Source organism: Sorangium sp. So ce128, from assembly GCF_051525245.1.
Taxonomy (GTDB): domain Bacteria; phylum Myxococcota_A; class Polyangia; order Polyangiales; family Polyangiaceae; genus Sorangium; species Sorangium cellulosum_B.
The window spans coordinates 3,750,419-3,768,480 of sequence record NZ_CP150313.1 but is presented as its reverse complement, the minus strand read 5'-3'; the positions used below and the strand labels follow the sequence as shown (position 1 = coordinate 3,768,480).

Below are 18,062 nucleotides of genomic sequence, written 5' to 3'. Positions count from 1 at the left end.
AATCTACGACATTGCAGCAGCGACCATCAATAGCGCCAAGAGCCCCAGCACAACGATAGCTGCAACAATCCCAACGATCCGCTCAACTCTCGCCGCCTCTGCTCTCCGCTCACCCATGAGCCGCTCCGATGCTTCGTGCTCTGCCTGGGTCTTGGCCTTAACCGCATCCATCTGTCGCTCGACGACTTGTTGGTACGTCAACTTTTTGGGTCTGGACTCCTTTTCACTCGCGAAGAGAAGCTCGCCGTCGCGGTCAAGCCTCCAGGCGCGCCCCTCCCTACCAAAGAGCCAGTACGATCCATCGGGACACACAGCAATGCTCATCTCTGATTGCGGCAGCCTGTCGCGCTTTGACTCCAAGACGACGGAAAGCTCACCCGTCGCGCTGATCCGCGCGAGCTGTCCGCTCCTGAGGACGTAGGCGTTGCCGTTGCGGTCGACGCCGAACGTGCGATATCGAGGTTCTGGAGGCTCCGAGGAGAACTCCGCGCGGTAGATCTCGCGCCCATTCGCAGCAAAACGCACGATCGACGCGCTACACAGGAGAAAGATCGACCCGTCCGTCCCGCACTGAAGACGCTTGAGCCCGCCTGTGATCTCGGTGAGATCCACACTCCCTGGAGCGCCGCCAGTCCAGAGAGGCAACTCCGCCCCATCCGGCGAGAGCCGCCGAAGGACACCACCGTCCAGGATCAAGAGGGAGCCATCGCGATCGCAAGCCAAGTCGTCACAATCGGACAAACCGCCATCGCTCTCCTTCACCATACGTGCTGGTTCTCCGGTAGGCGTACCGGTTCTGCCCGAAAGCCAGGGCTGGACTGACGTCTGCCGATCCGTGACGAGGAGTGTGCCTTTCGGAGAGAGCACGAAGTGCACAGCGCGCGATCGACCGCGCTGCAGCCAGCGGACGTTCATCGATGGATCGATGCACCAGAGTACGCTCTCGTGCTTTTCCCGGGCGAGATGTGTACCAACGGAGACCCAGTGCAGCTGCCTCGCCGCGCAGTAGAGGTTGCCCTCCGCGTCGACCGCCGCCATAGGCGGCTCTTCCCAGTCGAACAGCCCTGCGGCGACGGCCTGCGGGGCCGGTGCGCTGTCGGCGATCGACGGATGAAAGATGAGAAACCAGTCCGCCGCCACCTTCCTTCGCCCGCGATATACGAAGTCGTCCGGCACGTGCACGTTCGCGCTGCAGAACCGGCACGTGTACGCTCGGTTCACGCCGTCGAACGCGACCGGTGAGCCGCACTGCGGGCATGGAAACGTCGCTGCCTCCGCCGCATTTGCCTGCGCCATGGCGGGCGAGTCAGGATCTTCGCCCACGAGGTGCGTGATGTTCGGGAGCGCTCCCGCGAGCTCCACCGGCACCGCTCGCACCCAGGTCTGCTTGGCGCAACGGTCACACCGGAGCATCGCCTGCTCTCGCACCTCCACGATGCTCGCGACGGAGATTTCCTCCTCGCATCCCTGGCAGCACGGGCCGCGCCGGGTGTAAGCGGCCGAGAGCTTCCTCGCAGAGCACTGCCGCCCCTCGTTCGTTAGCATCCTCGGCCCGTCGTAGACCGGATCGCGCAGCAGCGCCTGCCAGACGTCGTCGCTCACCTCCGTCGGCCTCCCGCAGCTCGGGCAGCCCACCTCGCGAGCCAATGTGTTGACCGGCATCGGCATCCTGCAGGTGCCGCACTCCGTTTCGATCCTCACCGCGACGCTGATCATGCCTCTCCGCTCCTCTCCCCTCCCCCGCTCCCAGCCAACGCCCCCCAGCGACCCGGCGAAGGCACTCGAGCCTGCACGCTACCTCAGTGGCGCCCGCCGCGCGATAGCCTAGCCTCGCCCGAACCATGCCCGCGGACCGCAACCATGGCTCAGCCCAGACGCCTGCCGAGCTCTTGCAGAGGCGCCAGCGCGACGAGCTCACCGGCAGCCACATCTCGGGGGGTCCGCGCGTTGCTCGAGTCGCTGACGCTGCGCGAGCGCGAGGTGCTCCGCCTCCGGTTCGGGCTCGACGGCGAGCAGGCGCACACGCTCGCCCATATCGGGGGCATGCTTTCCAAGCAATGGCCCCCCTCAGCTACAACGTGCCCGACGGCCAGGTCAGTATGAACCTGTCCCTCCTCCGACCGGGGGATCATCACCGTCGCTGGAGCCGCGTTGGTGCGGTGCACCGCCAGGAGTTCCGACGCTTCGCGTCCATGCTCTATGCCGATGATAGTCCCACCGGTCCGTTCCTTCCGTGCGGCTGTTGCCCTTCGGCAGAAACCGCCTCGGCAGAGCAACCACCAGTATGATGGGAACACCTATGATCGCGGCAAGAATGTACAAGCCGGTCATGGCACGGCGCTTCTGCTCTCCGCTTCGCGCCTCGCGGTCGGCACGCAGCGGCTCCAGGATGGCCTCTGTGCCGACGGCGATAGCCTCGCGAAGCCTATCCGCTTGGAGCAGCGGCGCGATCTTGGTCTCGATGACGGCCGCGGCCACCTGGTCCGTCAAGACGACCCTGGCGATCGCATTTGTACGAATACAGACCTTACGTTCTTCCTTAGCGATAAGCAGAAGGACACCGCCATCCGCACCGGCTTTTCCGATCCGGTACTGCTGAAAGGCCGCATCCGCGACACTTTCGATGCTCCTGCCTTCACGTCCAAGCGAGCCGAGGACGAGTGCCACGACCTCGGGCCCTCCCCGCTGGCGTTCGCGGTTGAGCCGAAGGCTGAGCTCTGCACGCTCGGCCTCCGTCAGCGTGCCCGTAGCGTCCATCACGTAGCCGTTCAGCGGCGGGATGGCGGTCGCCCCTACCGATTCGAAGACCAGAAGCACGGCAAGCGTGAGGGCCAACCATGCGAGCCATGCGGCGGGATGAATGCGTGCTCGACAGAGGAATCGTTTCATCTTGAGTCACTCCTGCACGCTCCAGCAGATCGTACCCCGAGTCGCGTAGGCCGCCACCTCATGATAGTGAGCGGCTCCGCTCTTCCCCGAGCAGTTCGCTCTCCGGCAGCCGTGAGCCACGGCGGGGTCCGCGGATCATCGCTCTCCCCACCTCCCCCGCTCCCGCGCCCCTGCCACGGCCCCTCCCGGACAACTCCGACGAACCCGTGCCAGCGCGCACGCTACCTCAGTGACACCCGCCGCGCGATGGCCTAGCCTCGCCCGAACCATGCCTGCGGAGCGCAACCACGGATCGGCCCCGACGCCTGCCGAGCTCTTGCAGAAGAGCCAGCGCGGCGAGCTCGCCGGCAGCCGCATCTCGGGCACCGTCGCCCCCGGCATCGATCTCCGCGGCGCCGATCTCTCGAAGGCGCTCTGGCAGGACGTCGATCTGCGCGGCTCGAACCTCTCCGGCGCCACGCTCTCCGGCGCCATCTTCCGCAACGTGAACCTCGAGGGCGCCGACCTCATCGACGCCGACCTCACCGGCGCCCTCCTCGGCGGCCCTCCCGGCGAGGCCTGTCGCCTCGCGGGCGCCGATCTGCGCGACGCTGTCCTCACCGGCGCTTCCCTCCACCAGGTCGACCTCACCGGCGCCAAGCTCTCCGGCGCCCTGCTCGAGCGAGCCGATCTCGGCGCCACGCGCCTCCACAAGGCCGAGCTCCTCGACGCGGTCCTCTCCGGCGCGCGCCTCCAGCGCTGCGACGCCCAGGGTGCCCGCCTCGACCGCGCCGCCGTCGACGGCGCCGATCTCTCCTCCGCCGACCTCACCGGCGCCTCGCTCCGCGACGTCGATCTCCGCGCCGCCGTCACGACAGGCCTCCTCCTCGGCGGCGCCGATCTCCTGCGCGCCGCCGCCACCGGACTCGACTTCTCCGCCTCGGGCCCCCCGGCGTCCCTCGCGGGCGCCGAGCTCCACGCCTCCCGGCTCACCGCGATCGATCTCCGCCGCACCGCCCTGGAGGGCGCGCGCCTCGTCCAGTGCGACCTCGCCCGGGCCGACCTGTCCGGCGCGAGCTGCGACGGGCTCGTCCTCGACGGCTCCTCGCTCCGGGGCGCCCAGCTCCAGCGCTGGCGGGCCCGCGGCGCCTCGCTCGCCGGGGCGGACCTCACGGGCGCCTCCCTCGACGGCGCCGATCTCCGCAACGCCAACCTCGCCGGCGCCACCCTCGACGAGGCGTCCCTCGCCGGCGCGAAGCTCGAGGGCTGCTCGCTCGAGGGCGTCCGCCTCGCGGGCGTCGATCTGCGCGGCCTCGACCTCGCCGGCGTGTCCCTCGGCAAGGCGGCTCTCCGCGGCCTCTCGTGGACCGGCGTGAACCTCTCCGGCGCCGATCTCGCCGAGGCCGACCTGCGCGGCGCCTCCCTCGCGGGCGCCGACCTCTCGGACGCCGACCTCTCCGGCGCCTGCCTCGCCGGCGCGAAGCTCGGCGGCGCCACCTTCCGCGGGGCGCAGCTCGCCGACGTCGACCTCACCGGGGCCGATCTCTCCGACGCGGATCTCTCGGAAGCCGCCCTGTCCACCGCCGCCATCGCCGGGGCCGACCTCCGCCGGACACGGCTCTTCGCGGCCGACCTCTCCGGCGCCGATCTCCGCGCCATGCAGCTCGCCGGCGCGGTGATCGAACAATCGCTCCTCTGCGACGCGAACGGCGAGGGCGCCGATCTCCGCGGCTGCGTCCTGACGAATGCCACGCTGTCGGGCGCGAACCTCCGCGGCGCCAACCTCACCTCGGTGGAGGCCTCTCAGGTCAACCTCGAAGGCGCCGATCTGAAGGGCGCGAAGCTCGCGGGCCTGCGCGCCCCCGCCGCGAACCTCAGGAGGGCGTTCCTCGACGGCGCCGATCTCTCCCGCGCCGACCTCTCCGACGCCGCGCTCAACGACGCCGTGCTGCGCCGCGCCCACCTGCGCGAGGCCAGCCTCGGCGCGGCGAGGCTCCCGGGCGCGGACCTGCGCGACGCGGTGATGGCGAACGCCGATCTCTCGCTGGCCGATCTCTCGCACGCGCGCCTCGAGCGCGCTCACCTCGTGAACGCCAACCTCGAGGGCGCCGACCTGCACCGGGCCAGGCTCGATGACGCCGAGCTGCTCGGGGCGCGCACCCGCAACATGAAGAACACCGACCCTGACCGCGCGCGCGCGGAAGATTTCCGGACGGAGCCCCGATGAACGCGAACGACGCTGTCGCCCTGGAACACGAGCCCTCCCCGGGCGGCGTGCTCGAGGCCACCCTCGTCGACCTGGAAGACGCCGCGCGCGCCGTCGTGCGCCTCGTCCGGCCCGGCGCCCCCGGCGCCGAGGGCGCCACGGCGCGCGCGCGGCTCGCCGTGCCCGGCTACCAGGCCACCCCCGGCGACCGGGTGCTCGTCTCAAAACACGCAACCACATCAGATTTTTACATCGTTGGCATCCTCCTCGCCGCCCGAGGGCCCGTGATCCACACGGCCGAGGGGGCCACGGCGTCGGCCGAGGGGAGCACGATCGCGATCCGGGACGCGTCGGGCGCTGTCGCCGTCACGTACGACGCCGCGACGGGCGCGGCGCGCGTCGCCGCCCCCGCGGGGGACCTGACGCTCGCGGCGCCGCGAGGGAAGGTCGTCGTGGAGGCGGCCACGGACGTGGAGCTCCGCGCGCGGCGCGATGTCCGGCACCGGGCGGGGCGGCGCGTGGCGAGCGAGGTCGGTGAGGGCGGCGAGCCGGCGCTCGTGATCGAGCGGGCGGCCGTGCGCGTGTCCGCGGCGGCGGTCGACGTCACCTCCGAGAGGGCGTCGCTCCACGCGACCGAGGCGACCGTGCTCGCCGAGCGGATCGCCACGACCGCCGCGCAGATCGCCGCCACCGCCGGCCGGATGGAGATCCAGGCCGAGCGGCTGATCGAGCGGGCAAGGGACGCCTACCGCGACGTCGACGGGCTGCTCCAGACCCGGGCGAGGCGCGCGCGCTCGCTCATCCGCGAGGCGTATCAGCTCGTCAGCGAACGGACATCGATGGTCTCGAAGAAGGAGACATCGATCGACGGCGAGCGCGTGCTGCTCGGATGAGCCAGCGTGGAAGTGGAGGGATCCCGAGATGAGATTGCCCGCAGCGACGAAGGCCGGCGGCATGTGCTTCGCCATGCCGGACGTGTGCAAGGTGCCAGCGCCGCCGGCGCCCCCCGTGCCGACGCCGTTCCCGAACATCGGCACGCTGAACGGCTGCGAGTCGACCGTCTCCAAGGTGCTCGTCCAGAAGAAGGAGACCGTGACCGAGGCATCGAAGATGCCGAGCAGCAAGGGCGATGAGGCCGGCACGCTCGGCGGGATGGTCTCGAACGTGAACCGAGGGCAGGTGACCTTCAAGCGCGCGAGCTCGAAGGTCTACGCCAAGGGGAAGAAGATCGTCTATCACACCGCGATGTCGGCCCATAACGGCTCGAACGCGAACATGCCCGCCGGCGCCCACGTCGCGCCTTCGCAGGTGAAGGTGTTCGTGGCGGTGTGATCCGCGGCGCGCCGCGGAGGAGCCCACCCGCGAGCGGGTCCTCGGTGAGGTCGCGCCGCCCGGCGGTCTCGAGGCGGACGGCGGGGCGCAGCGGGGAGAGGCGCAGAAGGAGGTTCAGCATGGCTGTTCCGCTCATCGCTCCTCCAGCTTGGTCCCTGCCGTGAATGCCTCCGCGATGTGGAGTTCGGCCGTGCGCGCCTTCCAGGTCTCCGCCTGATACAGGTTGGCGCCGCGCAGGTCGGCCCCCTCGAGATCGGCGCTGTCGAAGGCGGCGCGCATCAGGTTCGCATGGCGCAGGCGCGCGCCGCGGAGCCGCGCCTTGCGGAAGCGGGCGTCGACAAGGTCGGCGCCCTCGAAGGTGGCCCGGTCGAGCGTCGCCCGGGTGAAGCTCGCCTCCGGGAGCGCCGCGCCCGCGAAGACGCCCTCGGTGAGGTCGGCGCCCTCCCACACGGAGCCCGGGCCCCGCGCGCGACGGAACGACCCGTTCCGGAGGACCACGTCGTCGGCGCGGAGGTCGGCGAGCGAGGCCCCGTCCAGGGTGACGCGCGCCCCGGTAGCACCGTAAATTTTCACATCATCGAGCGTCGCGTCGCGGAAGCTCGCCTCGTCGAGGGCGGCCTGCATCATCTCGGCGCCGGTGAGGTCCGCGCGATCGAAGCAGGCCCTCGTGAGCGTGGCCCCCGCGAAGCTGGCGCCGGGCGCCCGGGCCCCCTCGAAGACGGCGCCCTCGCAGCGCGCCTCCGCCGCGGCCGCGAGCTCCAGGACGGCGCCGGCGAAGCGCGCGGCCTTGACGTTCGCGCCGGTGAGGTCGGCCCGGGTGAGATCGGCTCCCTCGAAGCGCGCGCCCTCGGCGTCGGCCTCCGCGAGCACGGCCTCGACGAGCCGCGCGCCGTCCATGCGGGCGCCCCGGAGGTTCGCCCGCTTCAGGATGACGCCGCCCAGGTCGGCCCCGGCGAGGTCCGCGCCGGACAGGTCGATGCCGGTCAGGTCCATGGCGGCGAGCGGCTCGCCGAGGCGAAGGAGCTCGAGGATGGCGTCGCGGCCGGCGGTCGGCGGCGCCGCCACGGGATCGCCGGGAGCAGCCTCTCCTCGCGGGGGGACGCCGCCTTCCGCCTGCGCCGGCGCTGCGGCAGCCGCCGCCGCGGCGGCCCCCGCCGCCGCCGCGCCGCTCCCGGCCGCCGTGCGCCGCCGCGCGCGCGCCTGGGCGAGCGCCTCGGCGATGCGCGCCTCGAGGGCCGATTCGCCCTCCTCGGCCGCGGTGTCGTTCGCCGCCCCCTCCTCGCCTGCCGCCGGCGCCTCGGCCGCCTCGCGCGCCGCGAGCTCCGCGAAGAAGCGCGCCCGCGCGTCGCGCTTCGCCGCCGGCTCGCTCTTCGCCCCGCCCTGCGCCATCGGCTCGCTCAGGACGAACAGCGACGCGATCTCGGAAGCGTCCTCGTCGGCCACGTCGAGCAGGCCCCGCCAGACCAGCACGAGCCGGAGCGCGTCGGCGTCGAACCACACCGTGTCGAGCCGCATCGGGACCTCGGAGAACCCGCCGCCGGCCTCCTCCGTCGCCTGCTTGAACGCGCGGACCCGCAGCTCGGGCAGCCGCCCCCGGACGACCTCGCCCTCCGGGCGCACGGACCAGAGCTCGAACGGCTCGTCCCCCCGGGGATAGGCGATCTGCTGCTCCGCGGGCGCGGCGTTGAAGAAGGTCCAGTCGAAGTCGTCGGGAAAGAACGGCCAGCGCGTCTTCCTCCAGCGCTCGCCGTAGGACCCGATCTTCTCGAGGCGATCGCCCCACGTCGCCGCGATCGGCGCGAAGCACGCCGGAGAGGGCCTGTCGCCCGCCGAGCGGATCACCCGATCCGGCAGCTCGAGCGACGGGAGCGGGCCGCCTGCCCGCGCGCCGTACCCGGTCCCGACGGGGTTCGGGCCGAACCCGGCGCCGCCGAAGGCGCTCTCGAAGCGGAGCGGGATGCGGTCCCACGGCCCGGGCGCGGTGGGCGCGCCGAGCGCGTCCCAGCGGCGCGGGCCGATGGCCGCGACGGCGCGGTCGAGCGCGTCGCCGAGGCGCAGCCGGACGAGCGCCGCGGCGTCGCCGTCGCTGGCGCGGTGCGCGTGCCCGACCAGCAGGACGTCGGCTCTCGGCTTGAAGATCGCGAAATCGGACGGGTAGCGGAGGCTCTTCGCGGGGTCGTCGTCGACGTGGACGTCGCCGCCGGGGAGCTCCTGATCGGCCGCGATCGCCGCCGGCGCCCCGGGCACGAGGTCAAAGGTGCCCTTGACCACGACGGTGAGCGAGTCCCTCGGCGGCCGGGCCTGCCAGGGGATGGTGAAGGCGGCGAACGGGGTGAGGTTCAGGATCGGGACGTGCTCGGTGGTCCTCGCGGGCGGCGGCAGGTCGGGCGAGCCGGCGAGATCCTCGCTGGTCGGCTTCGACGGCTCCGGCTCGGGCAGCGGCAGCGTGGCCGTGGGCAGCGGCGCGCCGGCGTGCGCCGCGATGTGCGCGGCCATGGCGGGGAAGGCCTGCCGGAGGGCCTCCAGCGAGACCTGGGCGGGGGCCCGCGCGGGCTCGGCCTGCTCCGCGGGCCGGGGCGGCGCGACCGGGAACGGCGCGTCCTCCTGGCGCGCGCCGCGCAGAACGTCCTGGAGATTGAACTCGCGCGTGTCCGCGAGCACCGGCGGCTGCCCGGACACCGGCGGCTGCCCGGACACCGGCGGCGCGCCCGCGCCTCCGGCCGCCTCCCCGGCGCCGGGACCCGCCTGCGAGGCCTCCGCGGCGACGGCGCCGGGCGGCGCCGGGTCGAACGCGCGGAGGGCCTCGGCGAAGGCAGCGGGGTCGAGGGGGCGCGTCTGCGTCAGGTCGAGCGACGGGCGCAACGCCTCCGCGCCCGCGCCGCGCGCGGCCCACTCCTCGGCGCTCATGCCGCGGGCAACCGACGGATCCGGCTCGGGAATCGGGAGCGACGGCCGCGCGCCCGCGGGCGGCCTCACGCCCTCCGGCAGCGGCGCCGTCGTCGCGCCGACCGGCGGCGCGGCCGCGGCCGCGGGCTCCGGCGCAGGCCACGCCGCGCGCTCGTCGAGGGGCGTCAGCGTCACCAGGATCCTGCCGCGCTCGACGGCCTCCAGGGCGCGCTCGGCGACGGCCAGGGACGCGCGCCACGTCAGGGTGCACCGGAGCGCGTCGGCGTCGATCCAGAGCGTGTCGCAGCGCACGGTGAGCTCGACGCCGGCGGGGTCGGCGAGCCGCGGCGCGCGGAGGAGCACGCGCGCCGTCACGCCGGGCAGGCGAGAGCGCACCTGGGCGGCCGTGGGGTGGAGGCCTTCGAGCAGGATCCACTCGTCCCCGCGCAGGTAGCGTATCTGCTGGTCGCGCGGGGCCGCGTTGAAGTAGCCCCAGTCCATGGCGATCGGGAGCTCCGGGACAGGCAGCAGGAGCTTCGCGGGATCCCACGCGGCGAGCGCGCGCCGCCGCTGCGGCCACGCGCTCGAGATGGGCCCGAAGCCGTCGGGGGCGTCGGGCGCAGCGGGGTTGACGATGCTCGGCAGCCGGAGGTCGGCGGGATCGGCCCCCCTTCCGACAGGGTTCTCGGGGCAGCGCGCGCCGCCGAAGGCGAGCTCGTAGCGCACGGGCAGCCTGGAGAACGGGGCCGGCGCCGTCGCCTGGCCGGTCGCGGGATCGCGCTGCCGCTCGCCCACGATCTGGAGCCGCTTGTCGACGACCGCGGGCGCCTGCGCGTGCGCGTGGAAGACGGCGAGGCGCACCCACCGGTGGCTCACGCGCTGGCCGGGCGGGGCGTACGCGCTGCCGGTGAGCAGCACGTCGGCGCGGGGCTTGTGGGGCACGGCATCCGAGGCCACATAGAGGCTCCGGCCCGCGTTCTGCTCGTGGAGGACGTCGTGGAAGAGCGGCAGCGGCGCGGCCAGCGCGGCGACGCCGTCAAGCGAGAGCTGGAAGGTCGCCTTCACGGCGACGGTCACACAGGGTCCGTTCGCCGTTCGCCAGAGCAACGCCGACGCGGCCAGGGGGGACAGGGAGATGAGCTGCATGAACGGCCCGGCACCCTAGCCGAGAGCGCCGGCGGATGCGCCCCCTCGGCGACGCGGGGCCGCTCCGCGCTTCGACCTGCGTGCGGTGAGGGGCAGTGATCCTCAGAAGATACGTTGAGCCAGCGGAACGCCAAGCACGGCGAAGCCGGCGCTGAGCAGGTCCTGCGGCCGGGACGACGAGCCGATGTGGACACGGAAATCCCCCGGCTCCACCACGCGGCGCCCCTCCGCGTCGACCAGGGACAGCTCCGCCACGGGCAGGTCGAAGCGCACCTTGCGCGCCTCCCCCGCGGCCAGGCTCACGCGGTGGAAGGCCTTCAGCTCCTTCTGCGCCCACGTGGACGACGTCACCAGATCTTCGACGTACAGCTGGGCGATCTCGACGCCATCGCGCCCGCCAGCGTTGGTGATCGTCACCTCGAACGACGCCGTGCCGCCTCGCTCCACGCTCGGCGTCAGGACCTTCAGATCGCCGTAGGTGAAGCGCGTGTAGCTCAGGCCGAAGCCGAAGGCGAACGCCGGCTCCTGCGTGAGGTCGGCGTAGCGACTCCCGTGCTGGCCGCGGGCCTGGTTGTAGAATATCGGCTGCTGGCCCACGTGGTAGGGGAACGAGATCGTCAGCTTGCCAGAGGGGTTGATCGTCCCGAACACCGCCTCGGCCACGGCCCGCCCGCCCATCATCCCCGGATTGAACGCCTCGAGGATCGCCGCCGCGCCGAGCGCCGAGCGCGGCAGGACCAGCGGCTTGCTGTTGACGAGGACAACGACGGTGGGCACGCCGGTCCTGGCGATCGCGTCCGAGAGGGCCCTCTGTCCGCCCATGAGCTCGAGGGTCGCCGTGCTCTTCGTCTCGCCGATGAGCTCGATCCTGTCCCCCAGGACCAGCACCACCGCGTCTGCGCCCCGGGCCAGCTCGACCGCGGCAGGAATGCCCGACTCGTCCTCGCCGAGAACCGAGCAGCCCGCAGCATAGACCACCTCACACCCCAGGGGCGCGAGCTCCCGTATCCCATCCACGATCGTGACGATGCTCGAGCGAGGGTGCTGCGGCCCGTTGCCGCCGCTCATCTGGCCCGAGCCGAGCGACCAGTCGCCCAGCTGGGCGATCGTGTCGTCCGCGTTGGGGCCGATCACCGCGATCCGCCGCAAGGGTCTCGACGCCGCCGCCTCCGCGAGCGGCAGCAGGCCGTCGTTCTTGAGCAGCACGAGAGACGCCCGCGCGACCTCCAGGTTCAGTTCCCGGTGGGCCGCACACCCGATGATCTCCTGGATGCGCTGCTCGCTGCTGTACCCGGGGTCCTCGAAGAGCCCCAGGGAGAACTTGAGCGACAGGACGCGCCGCACGACCGCGTCGATCTCGGCCTCGGCGAGGAGCCCGCGGCGCACCGCCTCCTGGGCGCCCTCATAGAACTGCGGTGTCGCCATCATCAGGTCGTTTCCGCTCTGGACCGCCACCGTGGCCGCCTCGGCCATGTCCTTGCAGACCTTCTGATCAAGCACGAGATTGCCCACGTTGTTCCAGTCGGTCACGAGGATCCCCTCAAACCCCCACTCCTCCTTGAGGACCTCCGTCAGGAGCCAGCGGTTGGCGGTGGCCGGGATCCCGTCCATGGACTGATATCCAGTCATGAAGGCCATGCAGCCGCTCCTCGCGGCCCGCTCGAAGGGCGGCAGGAAATACGAGCGCAGGTAGCGCCGCGAGATGTTCGCCTCCGAGGCGTCACGGCCGCCCAGCGTCTCCGAGTACCCCGCGTAGTGCTTGGCGGTCGCCAGCACCGCGTCCGGATCGTCCAGGCCCTTGCCCTGATAGCCCTTGATCATCGCGCAGGCGAACTCGCCGATCAGATAGGGATCCTCGCCGAAGGTCTCCCCGACCCTGCCCCAGCGGAGATCCCGTGTGAGGCACAGGACGGGAGAGAACGTCCACTTGAGTCCCGTCGCCCGCATCTCGGCGGCGGTCACCCGCGCGACCTGCTCCAGGAGCCCCGTATCCCAGCTGCAGGCCATGGCGAGCTGCGTGGGGAAGATCGTGGCGCCCGCCCAGAAGGAATGGCCATGGATCCCGTCGTCGGCCATCAGCACCGGGATGCCAAGGCGGGTGTCCAGCGCGCGCCGGATCGCCGTGTCAGCGTCCTTCCCGTTGCAGTGCAGGAGGCTGCCGACCTTCATCCGCCCGATCGCGTCCTCCAGATCTCCCTGGGCGTCGAGCTGCATGAGCTGCCCCACCTTCTCGTCCAGGGTCATCCGACTCAGGAGGTCTTCCACCCGCTTTCCCACGGGTTGCTTGGCATCTTTGTAGAGAGGAGCGTCGTTCATGGGTTCTCCTGCACGATGGGGAGCGCACGGCGACAAGTCCACCGTCGCGCTCGTCGCCTTCGTCGCGAGCGTGGCGGTGGGGAAATCCCCCCACCCCGCCGCCGAGCGCAGCGCGCGCGCTCCCTCGAGGGCCGTGTGCCCGCCGGGCCGCCCGCCGCCAGAGACCCCGGCCCTCGTCGACTCAGACGCGGAGCACGGCGCTGCCCCACGTGAGGCCGCCGCCGAGCGCACACAGCAGCACGTGATTCCCGGGCACGATCCGGCCATCGCGGAGCGCCTCGTCGAGCGCCATGGCCACCGAGCCCGCGCAGGTCCCGGCCGCGCTGGCGCCGTCGACCGCGCCGAGGACACGCTCGGGCGAGCACCCGAGGCGCTCGGCGAGGAGGGCGACGAGGTGCGGGTCGGCGTGGTGCGGGATCACCCAGTCGACGTCCGCGGGCGCAAGCCCGGCGGCCGCGACCGCCGAGAGGGCGTGGGCCCCGAGGTGCTCCTCCGCGGCCTGCCGCAGCTCGTGCTGCTTCACGCGCAGGTAGTGCCGCCGGTCGGCGAGCCGCTCCACGGTGAGCGGCTCCGCGGATCCTCCGCCGGGCACCTGGAGCACATCGGCCCTCTTCCCGTCGGCGCGCAAGCCGACGCTCAGGATCCCCCGACCGTCGCCGGTCGCCGGCCCGATCACCGCCGCGCCGGCGCCATCGCCGAACAGCTGGGCCGAGACCCTGTCCCGCGGATCCAGGCGGCGGGAGAGCAGGTCCGCGCCGATGACGAGCACGTGCTTCATGGTCCCCGCCGTCACGAACTGGTTCGCCACCGACAGCCCGTAGAGGAAGCCCGTCAGCGACGCGGAGAGGTCGAACGACGGGATGTGCTCGGCGCCGAGCTTCTGCTGCACGTACACCGCGGTCGCCGGCATCGGCGCGTCGCCGCTCGAGGTCGCGAGGATGATCATCTCGAGATCGCGCGGCCCGACGCCGGCCGCCTCGAGGGCCGCCTTCGCCGCCCGCGCCGCCAGGTCGCTCGTCCGCTCGCCGGGCGCGACGCGGCGCCGCTCGTCGCTCGCGCCCGGGTCGCCCGCCGCGCCGTCCGCCGGCGGCGCGCCCGCCTGCGCCTCGCTCGTCGGGACGGCGAGCGGCAGGGAGCGGCCCGTGCCGAGGATGCGCGCGCGTGGATTTCTGGCATCGAACGTCATCGCGGCCGCAGCCTACATCAAGGGCTGCTCGTTGGAACGGGCGATCGTGCCCTGCCGCTCGGTCCACGGAATGCTTGAGTCGCGGGCGCGCTCCGGTACATAAAGCGCCTCGATGGCTACGAGCTCCGAAGACAGAGACCGCCCCGACACGGACGAAGCGCCTCCCGGCGAGGCCGACGCGCAGGACACCCGCAGCGAGGAGGACGGCGAGGGCCGCGCCGACGGCGCCGCGCCGGCCAGAGCCTCGCGTCCTGCAAAGCAGGCTGGCGCAGCGCGGCGCCCGGCCGGCAAGAAGCCCGGCGCGCGGCCTCGCGCCGCCGCCCAACCGCAGGGCGGCTCGCTCGGCAAGAGCATGATCCTGTTCCTCATCATCATCGGCGGCCTCGCCGCGGCCTTCGCCTATTTCGGGCGTGAGCCTGCGGCCGGCACGGCCGGCCCCAAGTGGAAACCCGGGGACAAGTCCCAGGTCGAGGTCACCCTCGTGTCCACCGACATCAAGGATCTCGCCTGTTGGTCGGCCGAGGAAGTCAGCGGCCGGCACTGCGCGTTCGAGTCGCCCACCCAGGGTTGGTCCAAGGGGGATGCGGACGACAAAAAGCTGCTCCGTCCCTACACGACCACGGACCGCGTCCAGTTCCTCGCCGCCGGCCTCTGGAGCGAGTCCGCGCTCACCGCAGGCAAGCTGCCGTCCGCACGGTTCGCGGTGAAATGCACCTACACCGTCGAAGGCAGGATGAAGCGGCCCGGCATCCGTTGGTCCAGCGAGGGCGCATGGCTCGACAGGACCGATGATTGGTACACGGGGCTCCTGTCAGACTGCAAGCTCATCACCCCCTGATGTCGCAGGCGCCGCTGCGTTCATCGTCGTGACGCGCGTGAAGCGGCGTACGACGCAGTGCATACAGCCGGCGCTTCGCCGTGTGCCATGCCCCCCTCGTGTGGCCGCGCCCCTCCGTGGTAGTGTGATTTTCGGCTTGGAGGTGCTCATGCCCTGTCATCGGGTGATCACGTTGCTGTTGTGGGCCGCATTGTTCGCCGTCGCTGGATGTGAAGCTGACCCGGGCACCGTGAACGTTCTGCCGATCTACGTCACCGCATCGAGCTCCTCCAGCGGGGGCGCGGGCGGAGAAGGCGGAGCGACCTCCACCGTCGCGACGACGAGCACGGGGGGCGAGGGCGGCATGGGCGGCGAGGGCGGCACGATGTGCATGTGCGAGCCCGGGCTCTCGTGCTGTGGAGCGGAGTGCGTCAACCTGGCCGGTGATCCGCGCAATTGCGGGTCGTGCGGCACGACCTGCACCGAGACTCAGGTCTGCATCCAGGGCGAGTGCGCGAATGCGTGCGCCCCCGGCTTCGGCTGCGAAGAAGGCCTCTGCTGCGGCGTGCGATGCTGCGACGCTGGCGAGATCTGCTGCGACTACGGCGACAGCGCCGGCGCGCCCGACCTTCACTGTCAGGCGACGGCGAACGGCACCTGCCCGCTCGCCTGCAGCGGCTGCGAGAACTGACGGACGTCGATAGCGGCGCGCGGCGCACCAGGCGGCGCCGCGCGTCGGCGCATTGCTCGCGCCGCGCCTCGTGCGCACGGCAGGCGGCGCATTGCTCGCGCCGCGCCTCGTGCGCGGGCTGCCGCTCGTGCGCGTCAGGCAGCTCCGCGCGCCGGCGCACTGCGCGCAGCGCGCCTCGTCCGCGCGCCGCGCCTCGTGTGCACCGCAGGCAGCGCGTCGCGCGCAGCGCGCCTCGCACGCGCGCCGGGCACGCCACGTCGGCTCACGCTTTGTCGAAGATCTTGCCCGGGTACTTTCGCTCGAAGTGCCCCACCACGCCCCGGCCGATCGCCTCGATGGTGAGCCCTGCGATGCCCATCTTGATGGCCGGCCCGATCAGGGGGACGAAGCCGACCGCCCGGGTGGCCAGGAATTTCAGGCCTTGCCCGAGGATCGCGAAGCTCCCGCCGGCGGCGGTCGTCACCACGGATCCCATGTTCTCGCCGTAGATCTCGCCGACCATCGCCATCATGTGCGTCTCGATCGCGACGAGCCCGGTGGAGGTCGAGATCGGGAGCGGAAGCGCGGCGAACGCCGCCCCGCCGATCGCGTAGCGGTGAACCCAGCGGAGAGCTTCATCCCTGCACGTCGTCATATCCCGAGGTTGCCGCAAGTCGCGCCGTCCGTCCATCGAGCACCGCGCTGACCGCGCTGACCGCGCGGGCGCGTCGATGGCCCGGCCACGTCCGGGCTTTCTGTGCGCTGCCTTCCCGCGCCGCGGGAACCGCGCGTGCATGGCCCTCGCTCGGCTCGACCTCCGCGATCGCGCCGGAGGGAGGCGCCCGAGGCAAAGCGACCCCGCGAGGGGATGTTGGACCGTCGGAACCCGTGGCGATCCGGGCTCCAGGGAGGTTGCCCATGACAGCTCGACGCGCGCTCTTCAGCCTGCCCCTGCTCTGCGCCTGCGCCGTCTTCGCGGCGTGCGGCGCGGAGCCACGCCCAGCCTCGCCCGGAGCGGAGCCGCCGACCGGCCCTGCGCCTACGGAGGCCCCCGACGCCGAGCGCATCCCTCTGTTCGAGGACATCGGCGCTCTCCATCACCCCGTGACGACGTCATCGCAGCTCGCGCAACGCTATTTCGATCAGGGGTTGCGGCTCGTCTACGCGTTCAACCACGACGAGGCGAGGAAGGCATTCCGGGAGGCCGCCCGCCTCGATCCCGGCCTCGCCATGGCCCGCTGGGGCATCGCGCTCACGCTCGGCCCCAACATCAACCAGCCGGCCGACGCGGCGCGGGAGCGGGCCGCCCTCGAGGCCGTGGAGGAGGCGCGCGCGCTCGCCGCGCCCGCCAGCGAGCGCGAGCGCGCGTACATCGACGCGCTGGCGGAGCGCCACGCTTCAACGTCGGGCCGCACGCCGGGCCGCGACCGCGCGGACCTCGACCGCGCCTACGCGAGCGCGATGCGCGAGCTCGCCCGTCGCTTCCCCGACGACCTCGACGCGGGTGTCCTCTTCGCCGAGGCGCTCATGGATCTGCGCCCGTGGGATCTCTGGACGCAGGACGGCCGGCCGCAGCCGGGGACCGAGGAGATCGTCTCCACGCTGGAGGGCGTCCTCCGGCGAGATCCAGAGCACCTCGGCGCGAATCACTACTACATCCACGCGGTCGAAGCGTCGCGCGCGCCGGAGCGGGCGTTGCCGAGCGCCGAGCGGCTCGGCGGTCTGGCCCCTGGCGCTGGGCACCTCGTGCACATGGCGTCGCACATCTTCATGCGCGTCGGTCGCTACGCCGACGCCTCTGACGCGAACGAGCAGGCGGTGCTGGCCGATCGCCGGTACATCCGCGAGCGGCGCCCGGAGGGCATCTATCCGATGATGTACTTCCCGCACAACCTCCATTTCCTCTCGGTCTCGGCGAGCATGGAGGGGCGCAGCGCCGTCGCCGTGCGCGCCGCGCGAGAGCTGGCCGCGGCGGTGCCCGACCACAACGTCCGACACATGCCGATGCTCGAGATGTTCCGCCCTGCGCTTCTGTTCGCGCTCGTCCGGTTCGGACGGTGGGACGACGTCCTCGCAGAGCCGGCGCCGCCGCCCGAGCTGCGGTACACGGCGGGGATATGGCGCTATGCGCGCGGCCGCGCGCTCGCCGCGACGGGGCGCCATGACGATGCCGCGCGCGAGGCGGCGGTGCTCCGGGCGATAGCGTCCGAGAGCCGGGAGGACACGACGATCGGCAGGAACCGCGCGAAGGATCTGCTCGAGATCGCCTCGCTCGTGCTCGAGGGCCAGATCGCGTCCGAGCGCGGCGACACCGGCGCCGCTGCTCGCATGCTCGAGGACGCCGCGCGCATCGAGGACGAGCTGCGCTATTTCGAGCCGCCGGACTGGCCCGAGCCGGTCCGCCACACGCTCGGCGCGGTGCTCCTCACGGCGGGCCGCGCGCGCGACGCGGAGGCGACGTACCGGGAGGACCTGCTCCAGCACCCGCAGAACGGCTGGTCGCTGTGCGGGCTCGAGCGCAGCCTCCGCGCACAGGGCAGGGAAGAGGAAGCGGACGCCGCACACGCGCGCTTCAAGCGCGCCTGGGCGCGAGCCGACGTGCGGCTGTCCGGGTCACGCCCGTGAATGTCCGGTC

Annotated in this window: 12 protein-coding genes; 6 read left to right on the top strand and 6 right to left on the bottom strand. The window is 72.3% G+C overall.

Features of this window, described 5'->3' with window-relative positions:
• Nucleotides 1-3: 3 nt before the first annotated feature.
• Together WME82_RS14670 and WME82_RS14665 are read right to left on the bottom strand one after the other, a co-directional pair.
• Nucleotides 4-1,716, bottom strand: a complete 1,713-nt coding sequence (locus WME82_RS14670) for a hypothetical protein (protein ID WP_438043330.1) — start codon at nt 1,714-1,716, stop codon at nt 4-6.
• A 378-nt stretch (nt 1,717-2,094) separates the two neighbouring features.
• A complete protein-coding gene (locus tag WME82_RS14665) occupies nt 2,095-2,889 on the bottom strand; it encodes a TPM domain-containing protein (RefSeq protein WP_438043329.1) in 795 nt (264 codons plus the stop codon).
• A 268-nt stretch (nt 2,890-3,157) separates the two neighbouring features.
• Between WME82_RS14665 and WME82_RS14660 the strand changes: the two genes are divergently transcribed.
• Genes WME82_RS14660 through WME82_RS14650 form a run of 3 tightly spaced genes read left to right on the top strand, consistent with a single transcriptional unit; the run spans nt 3,158 to nt 6,406 of the window.
• Nucleotides 3,158-5,095: a pentapeptide repeat-containing protein gene (locus WME82_RS14660; protein ID WP_438043328.1), complete on the top strand. Its 1,938-nt coding sequence runs from the start codon at nt 3,158-3,160 to the stop codon at nt 5,093-5,095.
• Nucleotides 5,092-5,967: a DUF3540 domain-containing protein gene (locus WME82_RS14655; RefSeq protein WP_437871645.1), complete on the top strand. Its 876-nt coding sequence runs from the start codon at nt 5,092-5,094 to the stop codon at nt 5,965-5,967. The genes WME82_RS14660 and WME82_RS14655 overlap by 4 nt, the downstream gene beginning before the upstream one ends.
• Nucleotides 5,968-5,995: 28 nt before the next feature.
• Nucleotides 5,996-6,406 carry a PAAR-like domain-containing protein gene (locus tag WME82_RS14650; RefSeq protein ID WP_438043327.1) on the top strand — a complete coding sequence of 137 codons (411 nt, stop codon included), beginning with the start codon at nt 5,996-5,998 and terminating at the stop codon, nt 6,404-6,406.
• 132 nt (nt 6,407-6,538) lie between these two features.
• On the opposite strand, the gene WME82_RS14645 is transcribed toward WME82_RS14650, so the two are convergent.
• From WME82_RS14645 to WME82_RS14635, 3 genes are all read right to left on the bottom strand, one after another.
• A complete protein-coding gene (locus WME82_RS14645; protein ID WP_438043326.1) occupies nt 6,539-10,438 on the bottom strand; it encodes a DUF2169 domain-containing protein in 3,900 nt (1,299 codons plus the stop codon).
• Nucleotides 10,439-10,540: 102 nt separating this feature from the next.
• On the bottom strand, nt 10,541-12,754 hold the full coding sequence (locus tag WME82_RS14640; RefSeq protein ID WP_438043325.1) for a glycoside hydrolase family 3 N-terminal domain-containing protein: 2,214 nt from the start codon (nt 12,752-12,754) through the stop codon (nt 10,541-10,543).
• Between the two features lie 181 nt (nt 12,755-12,935).
• Entirely contained in the window at nt 12,936-13,940 is a 1,005-nt protein-coding gene (locus tag WME82_RS14635) for a 3-oxoacyl-ACP synthase III family protein (RefSeq protein WP_437746038.1), read from the bottom strand.
• 112 nt (nt 13,941-14,052) lie between these two features.
• On the opposite strand from WME82_RS14635, the gene WME82_RS14630 reads away from it, so the two are divergent.
• Together WME82_RS14630 and WME82_RS14625 are read left to right on the top strand one after the other, a co-directional pair.
• Nucleotides 14,053-14,778, top strand: coding sequence for a hypothetical protein (locus tag WME82_RS14630; protein ID WP_437746037.1), 726 nt, complete (start codon nt 14,053-14,055; stop codon nt 14,776-14,778).
• 229 nt (nt 14,779-15,007) lie between these two features.
• Complete coding sequence (locus WME82_RS14625; RefSeq protein WP_438043324.1) at nt 15,008-15,448, top strand: hypothetical protein; 441 nt, start codon at nt 15,008-15,010, stop codon at nt 15,446-15,448.
• Nucleotides 15,449-15,710: 262 nt separating this feature from the next.
• On the opposite strand, the gene WME82_RS14620 is transcribed toward WME82_RS14625, so the two are convergent.
• Entirely contained in the window at nt 15,711-16,082 is a 372-nt protein-coding gene (locus WME82_RS14620; protein ID WP_437746035.1) for a hypothetical protein, read from the bottom strand.
• Between the two features lie 263 nt (nt 16,083-16,345).
• On the opposite strand from WME82_RS14620, the gene WME82_RS14615 reads away from it, so the two are divergent.
• On the top strand, nt 16,346-18,052 hold the full coding sequence (locus tag WME82_RS14615; RefSeq protein WP_438043323.1) for a hypothetical protein: 1,707 nt from the start codon (nt 16,346-16,348) through the stop codon (nt 18,050-18,052).
• The last annotated feature ends 10 nt before the right edge of the window (nt 18,053-18,062 follow it).